We start from the raw sequence: 13,687 nt of genomic DNA, 5'->3' as shown, positions 1-13,687 counted from the left end.
CAAGGTCTATTCTTAAGAGGTTAAAATTTACTTAAAGGTATTTAGAATTTATCGAGCTGTTCAGAGATGTCTTCCCATTTTGTCATCCATTCGTCTAATGCTTTCTTTTTTGCTTGGTAAGCATCAAAAAAACCTGGCTTTGCAGCCAGTTCATCATAGTTAGCTGCTAGCTCATGATCTAATTTCTTAATCTCTCGTTCTAGATTATTGATTTCTGACTCTGCTTTTGACAGGCGATTATTTAAAGACTTTTGTTTTTTCTGATCTTCGTATGAAAGCTGTTTCTTTTCTGTTTCTTGCTTTCGCGAAAGCGGATCAACCTTAACCTCAGTAACTTTTTCAATCTCACGCATGTCTTGAGCCTTGCGCTGCTGAAGATAATAGTCTATATCACCTAAATGCAGGTTTAATTTATGATCACGGAATTCATAAACAACATCAGTAAGACCTTGTAAAAACTCTCTATCGTGCGACACGACGATAAGTGTCCCGTCAAATTTAACCAAAGCCGCCTTCAAAACATTCTTAGACTGAATATCTAGGTGGTTAGTAGGCTCATCCATAATAAGAACATTAAATGGCTGCAATAGCAGTTTACAAAGCGCTAATCGATTGCGTTCACCACCACTTAATACTTTCACCTTTTTTTCTGCCTCATCACCGCGGAACAGAAATGAACCTAGCATATCTCTCACTTTCACACGATTTCCATCATCTGCAGCATCTATCATAATGTCTAGGACTGTCTTTTCTCCATCTAGATATTCAGCTTGATTCTGGGCAAAGTACCCTAACTGCACATTGTGTCCAAGATTGACTTCACCTCTAGCATCTTTTATCTCGCCTACTATGATTTTTGCTAGGGTAGATTTCCCCATTCCGTTCTGACCTACAAAAGCAACACGAGCACCTCTTTCTATCATTAAATCGACCTCGCTCAGTACCTTTTTTTCACCATAAGACTTACTAACTTTATCAATCTCTAAAACCACTTTACCGGGCTGTATAGACTTAGCAAAGTTGATGTTCATCGCTGCATTATCAGTTTGTTCAATTTCCACCACATCCATGCGATTCAACTTTTTAACAAGTGATTGAGCCATGGTAGCCTTACTTGCTTTAGCTTTAAACTTTTGAATCAGCTTCTCAGTACGTTCAATCTCTTTTTGCTGATTCTTAAATGTAGCTTCTTGTTGCTCGCGCATTTCAGCACGTAGTGCAAGGAATTTTGTATATGGTTTTGGATAATCATATATACGTCCCAAACTAATTTCAATAGTACGGTTAGTCACATTATCAAGAAACATTTTATCGTGACTTACAATTACCACTGCACCAGGATATGTCTGTAAGAATTGCTCTAACCATAAAATAGAATCGATGTCCAGGTGATTTGTAGGCTCATCAAGTAATAAAATATCGTGATTTTCTAGTAAGAGTTTTGCAAGCTCTATGCGCATGCGCCATCCACCAGAAAGCTCATCTGTAAGCATTCCAAATTGCTCTGGTTTAAAAGCAAGTCCCTTTAGTATCTTTTCTGTTTCACCTTTGTATTGATATCCACCTATAATTTCATATTCATGAGTTAAAGTACTCATGTCCTCAATAAGCTTTGAGTAAGAATCAGATTCATAATCAGTTCTTTCTGCTAATTGGACGTTTATTTGATCCAGTTCTGCTTCTATTTCTCTCGCTTTCGCGAAAGCGGTATATGCTTCCTCTAGTACGGTACGGCCTTTTTCAAAATCAATATCCTGACGCAAGAAACCAATGCTCGTACCTTTTTCCATGGCAAGTTGACCTTGATCGTATTCTAGATCTCCAGCAATTACTTTTAATAAGGTAGATTTACCTGCTCCATTTTTTCCAATAAGCCCTACACGATTTCCTCCATTGAGTCTAAAGGTTATCTCTTCAAATAATGGCTCGCCGCCAAAACTAACATGTAAATCGTGAATATTGAGCATAGTGGTTTTTGTATCTTTGCAAAGATGCGTAACTGCGCATAAACACTAAAGCTTTCTGATGCTAAAAGGAACAAAATTATACAGTATTTTCACAGGAACCTGTCCAGTATGTCAAAATGAATCGATGTACACGAGTTCAAATTTGTATAATCCAAGTAAAACGCAAGAGATGCACGAGAGATGCTCTCATTGCGATACAAAATATAAGATAGAACCTAGCTTTTTTTATGGTTCTATGTATGTGAGTTATGGTGTAGGTATTGCGATAGCCATGGCTGCATTTGTTATTTGTTACTTCTTACTGAACTTATCGAGGTGGAACATATTTCTAGTAATTACGTTCATCTCAATTGTTAGTCTACCTATTGTAATCCGAATTTCAAGAAATATATGGATTAATATTTTTATGGACTATGATAAAGAAAAAGCTAAAAAAAATTTGTAAAACATTACAAATTGACTTTCTCAAATCTTTTAATGTCTATCTCTTTGTGTAATGACTGATTGTTAAACATGCGACCGATTAATTGTAACGATGCCCACGGCGCTATAAGAACCGCTCTACTACCCATACCATTAAACACCCATACATTCTCATCAATCGAGTGATGACCTACAAAAGGACGCCTATCAATGGTTGTAGGTCTAATGCCGTGCTTATGTTCTACAATATCGTAAGGTAATTTCATAAAACGCTCTAAACGTGTAGTTAAAAATTCTTTTCCTGCCAAGGTAGCTACGTCAACCAGATCATCGCGATCATAGGTAGCACCTACCCAAAACAAATCATCTTTATAAGGCATTAAGAAAACTGAAGATTTAAGAATATAATCTAATTCTAAGCCCGGGATTTTTATCAAAAGTACTTCTCCTTTATTACCTTGAATAGGCAAGTGATTAAAATAGGGATTATCGAGTATGCGATAACCGTCTGCAAAAATAATATGAGCAGCACTCAAAGACTTATAACTTACAGAGTCATGGGCCGTCTCTAAACAACTATAATCAAAGGTTTCAAGACTAACAGAGTCTAAGGATTCAAAAAAAGATAACGTGAGCGACATGAACTTAATAGTATCCACCCAACCCGTTCCATTCACTAAACCATATCCGGAAGAAGCTTCTATTCCATTGATATCAATCTTTTGAACTGTTGAGTTCATGAACATCTTTAAATCTTCTCGAACTGACTTCTTAATCCATGTTAAAGATTCTTTTTCATCATGAAACCTACGTGCGACAGTAATCGGTGTACGAACATCTACATCTGTATTCTCTAACACATAATCAAACATGTTGTTCAAAACTTCAAGTTGAACACCAGCGTTCCAAACAGCCGTAAATCTTTTTAATACCATTGGGTTATACACACCAGCTGCAACAGAACTACTTCCCTTTTTACGGTCCGAAATTAACGTTAAGCTTTTACCTTGTTGATACAATTGCCATGCAAGAGAACAAGCTGCAATTCCACTTCCTACTATTATCACATCTTTCATAAATCAAAGGTACTACCTAAATAAATCTATTAAACAAAAAAAACGCCTTGCTAAGCAAGGCGTTTATATTTTTCAATTACATATAGAACTTAATAGTTCCACATATCAATTTCCTTATTTCTAACGATATCTTTAAGTCTTTCAGATTCTAATAATTGCATCATAGAATTATCTGCTATATAGGCTTCTATTTTACGATCACCGTGTACGTTATCCATTTTATAGATAACACCGCTGAATCTTCTCGAGTTTAAAATATGATCAAAAGATATAGGCTTAGCAGAATTTAGTGTATTAAAAGCTTTTGCATTATGCAATAACTCTCGTACATCTGGATAGTAAATCCAAAACAACTCAATTCCTTTAGGATCATCCATAAAATTAACATCTGGAGTCACTGGCGCTATTCCTAATATACGATATCTCATCTCACCTTGACGTGTATCTAAATACCAAAGACCTCTAACATTGTATGCAGATACATTATCTGCACCTATAGAAGTTTTAGTGATATACTCAGCATCTACACGACCTTCTGCATTGAATTGTTCAATACCATAGTCTGAAGTATCTACTCTTGAAAGTGAAGTTTCAATATCTGCGAATTCTCTTTTTTCATTAAAATAAGAGTCTGAATAAAGATCTATTTCCCCATTTCTTGCAGCTGCAGCAATCACGTGAAATAATGCACGACGCTCTTTACCTACATAATTAGTATCAATAGGATAATACAATGGAAAGTTCACTCTTTCATCAAGATCTATCTTTTCCCAAGTAGTTCTAGACCAAAGTACGTCACGATCACCAATAAAACCATAAGGTAACGGTGTATCATTATCGTTTTCCGTTTGAGAGGCAGTTTTCTTACCTATCTCATTAGGATCCTTTGCATTAAGTATATTGTTTTGAGCAAAAGCTGACGAAGTCAACATTAATCCCAATACAAAAACAAATAACTTATTCATATCTCTTTTTTTCAATAATTAATCTAATAACTCTACCGCTACTGGAGTAACTGTTTTAAGCTTTACTCCTGGAACAGTTGCCTTAATACCAGCAAACTGTACGATATCTCCTTTACGTGCTTTTCTCAAGTTACCTTGGGCAGCACTATTTAATTTAGTACCAGAAACCTTTACAGAAGGCGCTCCAGGAACTTTAAATAAAAACTCTGTTACACGTGGTGTTAATTCAAAGTCAAAATCATCACCGAAAGTTGCTCCAACAGTAGAAACTGCAAGGTTAGATCTATTCTTCTTAACATCAATGTATTCTCTACTAATGGTACCGATAGGTCTTGGAAGATCCTTGATACGGAAAGTCCCAGAATCTGACACTCTTTCTCCACTAGGTAATTCACCTGTTACAGTAATCTTAACCTCTTTACCAGATGTAGGCTTCATGATATAACCATTTCCACTTCTAGTTAAACCAGGTGCAGATGCATTAACTTTATTACTAGGTACACCAGCAAAAGTAACTGTCATTGGGTTATCAACACCACGATAAACAACGTTCATCTTATCTGCAGAAATAGTGGCAGAATTAGGCTTAGGGATCACAGCATACTCTGATTCAATATCAATCTTAATAATAGAATCATTTTCAACAAATTCCATATAACCAGTGATTTTCTTTTCACCTACACTACCAGAACCTAATTTTAATGGAATTTGACCATTAACGATATCTGCTTGAGGTATTTCCTGACCATTGATTACAACTTTATTAGGAACAGTTGTATCATCATAACGACCTAAAACTACTGTACCTGTAACTGTTTCACCATTAAAGAAAGCAGTTTTATCAAGATTAACTATTGACTTATAGTTATTCATAGAAGCAATCTTAATAAGCTCACCTTGAACTAACTGCCCCATTACATCAGACTCAATATTACGAATCTCATTTTGTAGCAACGTTAATTTAGTTTTAGAAGCGATTAAAGGGTAACCTTTATAGTTGTACTCCATATATTCACGATCGATATTCTCACGATCCTTAACATCACCAGTACTGAACTTCTTATTTAATTCAGCCTTAACATCATCATAACCTTCACCTAAGGCAGCAACCATATCAGCTTTGTAGCTAGCCATCTTAGTTTTGAATTCTTCACCTGCTGGACTTAACTTATCACCTTGAAAGAAAGCATTATCAAGAATATCTGTCTTATCCTGAACTTGGTAATCCTTCTCAGATCCAGGCTCTATAGTTGATGTAAGCATCTCTTTAATACCTTCTAAATAGGTATTATAGTCATTACTTAATTTAGAAACCTGTTGAGCTCGGTCAGCAGCAGCTTGATACTGTGCCGGCTTTTCTTTTGCCTTTTGATTCAAATCAATTAATGAATTTGAATTTACTGCAGCTAGTGCAGTATTACTTGAACTTAAATTTTCCTCTATCAGACCAAAAGCTTGAAGAACCTCCTTACTCATATTCAATGCAAGCATCGCAATAAATACAAGATACATCAGGTTAATCATCTTCTGCCTTGGGGACTGTTTTCCTCCTGCCATAATATTCTAATTAGCTGTTATTAATTGTTTTAATTTATAATTATTGCTAATTATCCTTTCATTGCACCTAACATGTTTCCATAAACGCCGTTTAGGGAAGACAAGTTATTAGTAAGTCCAGCCATTTGCTCTTGAAGTTTTGTTGCATTTTCAGCAATTGCTTCGTTAGCTTGAGCCTGACGAGTAGAACTTTCTACTTGTACTTTATAAAGACTATTTAATGATTCCATTTGCGCTGCAGCAAGAGCCATTTCTTCAGAATACTTTTTAGTTGAAGACATTGCTTCAGCTGTTGGAGCGATACCTTTTGCAGCTCCTTCAAAAGAACGGATGCTGTTTCCTAAACTAGACATTAATTCACCATCAAGTTTAGCTTCTTTAAGCATTTCATCTAATTTCTTAGAAAGTAATCCTTGAGCATCTTGAGGCTCTTCCTTCTTTCCTTTTTTAGCGATAGTTTGACCACCAGATAATTCTGGATAAACAAGTGACCAATCCAAATCATCTTCCACTGGCTCAAATGCCGAGATAAAGAAAATCAATGCTTCTGTAATCAAACCAATAGCAAGTAACGTTCCACCAGTAAGTTTAGTAAATCCTAAATCAAGTTCCCAGTGAAGAATTTTAAATAATGCTCCAATGATTACTACTGAGGCTCCGATACCGTAAGCCATGTTAAATAATTTCTTTGTTGTTTTAGACTGTGCCATTTTAATAAGGGTTTAGTTAAGTTAGTAGTTAAATTTTATTTTAGTTGGTAGCTGCGTTAAGAGTAACGTCAGTTCCCATATAAGATTGTACAGTACGGAAACCAATATAGCTTCTTGCTGAATCTGCATATTCATAATCACGAGTTCCTACTTGTAAGAAATAAGAAATATCTTTCCAAGATCCACCACGCACACCTTTACGCATGTTGTTCTCATCATTCACAACAGGACTCATAGAAGACATAAACTCATAAGAACCTGCGTCGTAAGATGAATTCACCCATTCTGCAACATTACCTGACATATTGAATAAGTTATATTCATTAGGCTCATAAGAACGAGCTTCAACAGTATATAATGCTTGATCTGCTGCATAGTCACCACGTAACGGTTTGAAATTAGCTAAGAAACAACCTCTATCGTTTTTAGCATAAGGTCCACCCCATGGATAAGTAGCTCCTTCTAGACCACCACGAGCGGCATATTCCCATTCTGCCTCAGTAGGTAGGCGGTATGCATTTACATTATGACGACCACGCTCTTTTCTGAAAGCATTATGATATAAAGTTCTCCATTGACAGAATGCCTTCGCTTGCTTCCAGTTTACACCTACAACAGGATAATCGCTGTAAGCTTCGTGCCAGAAGTAATCATTATGCATAGGCTCATTATAAGAATAATTAAAATCACGAATCCAAACGGTAGTATCTGGATAGATCTCTACTGGAGTTTGAGTGATATACTTACTTCTTTTATCTCTAGGATTACGAGCAGCTTTTTGAATATCCATTTCTGAATAAGTAAAAACTAATTTCTTCACATCAAGTGTACGTTGCCCGTTGTACATTTCCTCAAAAGGAATGTACATTGAATCATAAACCTCTGCATAGAATTCATCTGGAATATCTTCTGTATCCCAAATCAAATCAACATCGTGATTTAATTTACGACCTTCATATCCAGTCTCTCCCATACCAGCATAATTATCTTGATAATACTGTTCCCATGGAGTCAAATCTGTACTCTCGTCTGCATCTAAGAATGCAAACTCACCGATACCATCATCACCAGGAGTAGAACCATTATCATCTGCCATAATCGCTAGACGAGTTCTAAATATAGAATCTCTTACCCAGTAAACGAACTGGCGATACTCTGCATTTGTAATTTCAGTTTCATCCATGTAAAATGAAGGAACTGTCACTGTTTTGGTAGGCGCATTGTTAGTAGCGGCAAAATCATCATCACTCTTACCCATGATGAATGCTCCACCAGGTACTAACGTCATACCGTAGGGCTTCTCAGGATGCCATGCTTTTCCTTTGGCTCCAACCACCATTCCGCGGTCTCCTCGACCACAACTTGCTAGAAAAGCAACCACTGCTGCTAGGACAAATAACTTTTTCATAAGGGTATTTTATGTTTTCTTTATGAATTAAGGTCGTAAACCTATCTAAAATATATATATCTGGCAACTTTTTTTTACCAAATAAATTTAGTTTGACAAATTACGCATTAATACGCTATACTTCATTCTTTCTTCTCGCTTTTAACCATCTCTCTGGCAAATTTTGATCACAAGCCAGTTCGTAATCCTTGCGAGTACATGGTAATAACGTTTGTTGTTTTAGTTTATTATTAACATTTGAAAGAAAAGGCAACTCTATCCACCATCGTCCAGTTTTATTAGACTTATAGAATGTTAAAACCTCATCTTCAATGGGTACACGATACTTTAAATAACCATTTTCTACATTAACAGGATGCTCTCCTGCTCTATAATTATAACCTTCTATAAAGTACCAAATCATTTCTGCAATAAGTTGCGAGCCTGTTAAACTGGCATCAATTGGAATTTCAAATATCCCAAACACTTGTGTTCTATCGCTTATACCTGCATATCTCGATAAACTACAAATTTGCTTGCCGTTAAGCCCGTTTGGATTCGCTTTCGCGAAAGCAGTATCACCAGCCTTAACCACAGCCATATCTATACCAACCACGTCTGCATCGCGCATTACTGGCTCAGCCAATTTTATATCTTCATCAAGAACACCTAATCGAGTAGCATCAAAATACATGCGCTCTAAAAGCTCTATTTCATCTTGACTGTTAAAATATGTCTGAAAGCCCAAATTGCTATAATTAAATAAATTATACGGTTGGTCTGCTACCATCTTCCCAACATAACTTCTAGAACTTATAGGTAATTCAATATCACCAATATCAAATCTACAATCAACGTTAACCACATTAATCATGTATTTAATATCATCAAAGGCTCTATATATAGGATACATTAAATCCTGGCTACCACCTAAATAAATTGGAATTATTTTCTTTGATAATAACTCTGCTGTTAATTGCTGTAAGACATAATAGGTATCCTCTACTCTATCACCTGGGTGAACATCACCCATATCCACAATATTTAATAGCCAGTTACCTGGAAATAGCTCATAGAATTGTTTTCTAGCCTGATCAACATTTTTAATCTGCAATAAGGCATTTTCATCACGACGATTCTCTAAAACACCTACTAGCACCATCTGAACACCTTTTAATTGTGGTAGCCCAGTATGCGCGGTATGTATTTTAATGACGTTACCTATTGCATGCTGTGGTTGCAACATTGCATGAGCTTGCACTTCATCACTAACTGGTTTTAGAAACTCAAATGCCATTGAAAATTACTTCTTTGTCGTTTTTTTCTTTGCTGCTGGCTTCTTTTTTGCTGCTGGCTTTTTCTTTGCGGCCGCTTTTTTCTTAGGAGCTTTCTTTGCCACTAATTCTATTGCCTTCTCTAAAGTAATAGAGAGCGGATCAATAGTTTTGGCTAACTCAACTTTAATTTTACCTTTAATAACGTTGTGCCTTCCCCATCTAGCCTTTTCAATTCTTATACCTTCATCTTCCCAATTAACGATAAGTTTATCCTTTTCTTTCTGAATTTTATCTTTGATCAATTGCTCAATATCATCATTTGAAAGGTTATCAAAATCGTACTTCTTATTTACTGATATAAACATTCCAGCCCATTTAATGAATGGTCCAAAACGACCAACACCTTTTGTCACTGGTTGTTCTTCAAACATATAAATAGGCGCATCAGCTTTTTCCTTTTGTTGTATTAACTCTGCAGCTCTTTCAAAAGTAAGTGTCATAGGATCATCTCCATCTTCAAGAGAGACAAAAGTTTTCTCATTGAATTTTACATAAGGACCAAAACGTCCTTGATTCACCTCAACTGGGAAACCATTATATTCTCCAACCGTCCTAGGCAGTTTAAATAAATCCAATACCTCTTCTAACGTAATGGTATTTAATGATTGTGACGGTAACAAACTTGCAAATTGCGGCTTCTCTTCATCTTCTACCGTTCCTATTTGAGCCATAGCACCAAAACGTCCTAAACGCACACTAATCGGCTTTCCTGTTTTAGCATCTGTACCCAATACTCGCTCTCCAACTTCGCGCTCAGCATTTTCCGCAACATCCTTTACCGTAGGATGAAAATCTTTATAGAAGTGATTCATCATATCTGTCCACTCCTCTTTACCTTCTGCTATGTTATCAAAAGACTCTTCTACTTTTGCTGTGAAATTATAGTCTAATACATTACTAAAATGCTCAACAAGAAAATCATTTACAACTCGACCAACGTCTGTAGGTATTAATTTCCCTTTATCAGATCCTGTTTTCTCCGTAAGTTCTTTTTCCTTAATATCATCTTTAGATAGGGTTAATTGAACATAAGATCGCTCTTCACCTAAAGACACACCTTTCTCGATATACTTTCTATTTTGAATAGTGGTGATAGTAGGAGCATAAGTAGAAGGTCTACCTATACCTAACTCTTCTAACTGCTTTACTAAAGAAGCCTCTGTAAATCGATATGGTGGTCTAGTGAAGCGCTCTGTAGCAGTGATTTTTTTATTTAATAAATCTTGCCCTATCGATAGTGCAGGCAATAACCCTTGTTGTTCTAAGTCTTCATCATCTGTACTCTCTAAATACACTTTCAAGAAACCTTCAAACTTTACAATCTCACCACTAGCAGTAAAATTCTTATCATGAGTGTTTGCACTTATAGATACGTTAGTACGTTCAAGCTTTGCATCGCTCATCTGGCTCGCTATAGCACGCTTCCATATTAACTCATAAAGTCGTGTCTGATCTTTATCTAATCCCGCACTATGAACTGCAAAATCTGTAGGTCTAATAGCTTCGTGAGCCTCCTGAGCACCTTTAGACTTTCCTTTATAGTTGCGCTCTTTATGAAACTTTGTACCATAAGCACTTTCAATTTCTGCCTGAGCACCTTTTTTTGCCTCATTACTTAAATTCACAGAATCTGTTCTCATGTAAGTAATTAAACCAGCCTCATACAATCGTTGCGCAAGTTGCATTGTACGACTTACGTTAAAAAACAACTTACGAGAAGCCTCTTGCTGCAAGGTGGATGTTGTAAATGGCGGTGCCGGACTTTTAGTAGCAGGTTTTTTAATTAAATCTGCAACCTCAAATTGCGCTCCTTTATTTAATTCAAGAAAGCTTTGAGCTTCTTTAAGAGAATTTAAATTCCCTGGTAGTTTTGCTTTTAAAAGACTTCCGTCCTTAGTATTGAAATCGGCATCGATTCTAAAAAAATTATCACTTTTAAAATTGATTATTTCGTTTTCGCGCTCTACAATTAGACGCACCGCAACAGACTGTACACGACCAGCACTAGCTCCACCTTTTACTTTCCTCCATAAAATCGGAGATATTTCATAACCTACAATACGGTCTAAAATCCTACGTGCTTGTTGGGCATTCACTAAATCATAATCGATTTGACGAGGATTTTCAATAGCTTTTTGAATCGCACTTTTTGTGATAGCGTTAAAAACAATACGCTTAGTCTTATCTTTTTTAAGATCCAATTGCTCTGCAAGATGCCATGCAATGGCCTCTCCTTCTCGATCCTCATCACTCGCTAGCCATACCATTTCTGATTCGGCAGCCATTTTCTTAAGTTTCTTGACCAGATCTTTCTTATCTGAACTAACTATATATTTAGGAGTAAAATCATCATCTACATCAACACCTAACTCTTTTGCAGGAAGATCAGCTATGTGACCAAAACTGGATGCTACTTTATAGTCTTTACCTAAGAATTTTTCTATGGTCTTTGCCTTTGCCGGCGACTCTACAATTACAAGATTCTTTGCCATTCAGATTTGAATTTTTGGAATGCAAAGGTATGTGTATTTTTTTTTAGTTCTGCAAAAGTCTAATTCCCAATCATTTAAAACACATCGCAAACACTCAATGTGTTCACTATCGGTAGGTTATATAATAAGGACGATAATACACTATACATTTTAATAACCTAACACAGATTATGAATAGCGTGATTGACTAAGTGGTTCACGCTTTCGCGAAAGCAAAATTTAAAAAGCAATTGTATGACAATATGTCACAAAACAAGTAAAATTAGTATCTTTGCACGCTTATTAATGAGGTAACGTAGATGGAAAAGATTATAGAAGAAGAAAAACAAGGTACGACGATACAATTGGAAAACAATGGTAAGAATAGTCGTAAACTATATATAGAAAGCTATGGCTGTCAAATGAATTTTTCAGATTCTGAGATTGTAGCTTCTATTCTTGCAAAAGAAGGTTTTAACACCACTAATGTACTTGAAGAAGCTGACCTAGTTCTAGTAAACACATGTTCTATTAGAGATAAGGCAGAGCAAACAGTGCGTAAACGCTTAGAAAAATACAATCGAGTAAAAGAAAGACAAAACCCTAATATGAAAGTAGGTGTTCTAGGCTGTATGGCAGAACGTCTAAAGTCAAAATTCTTAGAGGAAGAAAAGATTGTAGATATGGTTGTAGGACCTGATGCATATAAAGATTTACCTAATCTAGTCGCTGAAATTGATGAAGGACGAGATGCCGTAAATGTAATTCTATCTAAGGAAGAGACTTATGGTGACATTGCACCAGTTAGACTTAACAGCAATGGTGTGACTGCATTTGTGTCTATAACACGTGGTTGTGATAATATGTGTACTTTTTGTGTCGTCCCGTTTACTCGTGGTAGAGAACGCAGTCGTGATCCACAAAGTATTCTAGAAGAAATTAACGATTTAATCAAAAATGGTTTTAAAGAAGTTACCTTATTAGGACAAAATGTAGATTCTTACCTATGGTATGGAGGCGGATTAAAAAAAGATTTTTCAAAAGCAACACCTATGGCTCAAGCTACAGCTGTTGATTTTGCTCAATTATTAAATCAAGTAGCGACCGCATATCCTAATTTAAGAGTTCGTTTTGCAACAAGCAATCCACAAGATATCAGTGACGATGTTTTACATGCTATATCAAAGCACAGGAACATTTGTAACTATATTCATTTACCCGTTCAATCTGGAAGTGATCGTATTTTAAAAGAGATGAATCGTCTACATACTCGTGAAGAATACATGAGACTTATAGATAGAGTACATGCTATTATACCTGAATGCGCTGTATCACAAGACATGATCACAGGTTTCCCTACAGAAACAGAAAAAGATCATCAAGACACATTGAGCTTAATGGAATATGTAAAGTATGATTACGGATTCATGTTTGCATATTCAGAACGACCAGGAACCATGGCTGCTCGTAAAATGGAAGATGATGTTCCTGAAGAGGTAAAAAGCAGACGCCTAAATGAAATTATCGCAGTACAAAGAAGGACTGGATTAGAAAGAGCTCAATACTTTATAGGTAAAACAGTAGAATGTCTTATTGAAAAGGAGTCTAAAAAATCCGACACACAATGGGCAGGTCGTAATTCTCAAAATTATGTTGCCGTATTCCCTAAGGAAAACTACAAAGTAGGTGATTTTGTCAACGTTAAAATTACAGATTGTACAAGCGCAACATTAATAGGTGAAGCTATAGGCTACTCAGATATGAAAGGCCCATTAACTATTGATACTGAGTAAT

The 13,687-nt window shown here is 36.0% G+C and carries 10 protein-coding genes; 2 read left to right on the top strand and 8 right to left on the bottom strand.

Annotated elements, in window-relative coordinates; genetic code table 11:
* Positions 1-41: 41 nt before the first annotated feature.
* Entirely contained in the window at positions 42-1,967 is a 1,926-nt protein-coding gene (locus IL45_RS02475; RefSeq protein WP_036579945.1) for an ABC-F family ATP-binding cassette domain-containing protein, read from the bottom strand.
* A 58-nt stretch (positions 1,968-2,025) separates the two neighbouring features.
* On the opposite strand from IL45_RS02475, the gene IL45_RS02470 reads away from it, so the two are divergent.
* Positions 2,026-2,412 (top strand): DUF983 domain-containing protein, encoded by a 387-nt coding sequence (locus tag IL45_RS02470; RefSeq protein WP_036579942.1) that lies wholly within the window; start codon positions 2,026-2,028, stop codon positions 2,410-2,412.
* A 4-nt stretch (positions 2,413-2,416) separates the two neighbouring features.
* On the opposite strand, the gene IL45_RS02465 is transcribed toward IL45_RS02470, so the two are convergent.
* The 7 genes from IL45_RS02465 to topA all read right to left on the bottom strand — a co-directional run bounded on the left by IL45_RS02465 (position 2,417) and on the right by topA (position 11,914).
* Positions 2,417-3,466, bottom strand: a complete 1,050-nt coding sequence (locus IL45_RS02465; RefSeq protein ID WP_036579940.1) for an NAD(P)/FAD-dependent oxidoreductase — start codon at positions 3,464-3,466, stop codon at positions 2,417-2,419.
* Between the two features lie 89 nt (positions 3,467-3,555).
* Positions 3,556-4,431, bottom strand: coding sequence for a type IX secretion system ring subunit PorN/GldN (gene porN / locus IL45_RS02460; RefSeq protein WP_006795966.1), 876 nt, complete (start codon positions 4,429-4,431; stop codon positions 3,556-3,558).
* A gap of 18 nt (positions 4,432-4,449) precedes the next feature.
* Positions 4,450-5,988 (bottom strand): type IX secretion system motor protein PorM/GldM, encoded by a 1,539-nt coding sequence (gene porM / locus IL45_RS02455; RefSeq protein WP_036579936.1) that lies wholly within the window; start codon positions 5,986-5,988, stop codon positions 4,450-4,452.
* Positions 5,989-6,038: 50 nt separating this feature from the next.
* Positions 6,039-6,698 (bottom strand): type IX secretion system motor protein PorL/GldL, encoded by a 660-nt coding sequence (gene porL / locus IL45_RS02450; protein ID WP_036579933.1) that lies wholly within the window; start codon positions 6,696-6,698, stop codon positions 6,039-6,041.
* A 40-nt stretch (positions 6,699-6,738) separates the two neighbouring features.
* Positions 6,739-8,106 carry a T9SS ring complex lipoprotein PorK/GldK gene (porK, locus tag IL45_RS02445; RefSeq protein WP_036579931.1) on the bottom strand — a complete coding sequence of 456 codons (1,368 nt, stop codon included), beginning with the start codon at positions 8,104-8,106 and terminating at the stop codon, positions 6,739-6,741.
* A gap of 115 nt (positions 8,107-8,221) precedes the next feature.
* A complete protein-coding gene (locus IL45_RS02440; protein ID WP_036579928.1) occupies positions 8,222-9,382 on the bottom strand; it encodes a formimidoylglutamase in 1,161 nt (386 codons plus the stop codon).
* Positions 9,383-9,388: 6 nt separating this feature from the next.
* Positions 9,389-11,914: a type I DNA topoisomerase gene (gene topA / locus IL45_RS02435; RefSeq protein ID WP_036579925.1), complete on the bottom strand. Its 2,526-nt coding sequence runs from the start codon at positions 11,912-11,914 to the stop codon at positions 9,389-9,391.
* Between the two features lie 299 nt (positions 11,915-12,213).
* Between topA and miaB the strand changes: the two genes are divergently transcribed.
* The gene (gene miaB / locus IL45_RS02430) at positions 12,214-13,686 is read left to right on the top strand and encodes a tRNA (N6-isopentenyl adenosine(37)-C2)-methylthiotransferase MiaB (RefSeq protein ID WP_036579922.1); all 1,473 of its coding nucleotides are present in this window, start codon (positions 12,214-12,216) and stop codon (positions 13,684-13,686) included.
* Position 13,687: the final 1 nt, after the last annotated feature.

The organism is Nonlabens ulvanivorans, assembly GCF_000732625.1.
GTDB lineage: Bacteria > Bacteroidota > Bacteroidia > Flavobacteriales > Flavobacteriaceae > Nonlabens > Nonlabens ulvanivorans.
This window is presented reverse-complemented; position numbering and strand designations above follow the sequence as displayed.

What these genes read in the sequence shown, in the direction of transcription:
- porM (WP_036579936.1), bottom strand. Translation starts at nt 5,988, where the DNA reads ATGGCAGGAGGAAAACAGTCCCCAAGGCAGAAGATGATTAACCTGATG.
- miaB (WP_036579922.1), top strand. Translation starts at nt 12,214, where the DNA reads ATGGAAAAGATTATAGAAGAAGAAAAACAAGGTACGACGATACAATTG.
- IL45_RS02470 (WP_036579942.1), top strand. Translation starts at nt 2,026, where the DNA reads ATGCTAAAAGGAACAAAATTATACAGTATTTTCACAGGAACCTGTCCA.
- topA (WP_036579925.1), bottom strand. Translation starts at nt 11,914, where the DNA reads ATGGCAAAGAATCTTGTAATTGTAGAGTCGCCGGCAAAGGCAAAGACC.
- porN (WP_006795966.1), bottom strand. Translation starts at nt 4,431, where the DNA reads ATGAATAAGTTATTTGTTTTTGTATTGGGATTAATGTTGACTTCGTCA.
- IL45_RS02440 (WP_036579928.1), bottom strand. Translation starts at nt 9,382, where the DNA reads ATGGCATTTGAGTTTCTAAAACCAGTTAGTGATGAAGTGCAAGCTCAT.
- porL (WP_036579933.1), bottom strand. Translation starts at nt 6,698, where the DNA reads ATGGCACAGTCTAAAACAACAAAGAAATTATTTAACATGGCTTACGGT.
- IL45_RS02465 (WP_036579940.1), bottom strand. Translation starts at nt 3,466, where the DNA reads ATGAAAGATGTGATAATAGTAGGAAGTGGAATTGCAGCTTGTTCTCTT.
- IL45_RS02475 (WP_036579945.1), bottom strand. Translation starts at nt 1,967, where the DNA reads ATGCTCAATATTCACGATTTACATGTTAGTTTTGGCGGCGAGCCATTA.
- porK (WP_036579931.1), bottom strand. Translation starts at nt 8,106, where the DNA reads ATGAAAAAGTTATTTGTCCTAGCAGCAGTGGTTGCTTTTCTAGCAAGT.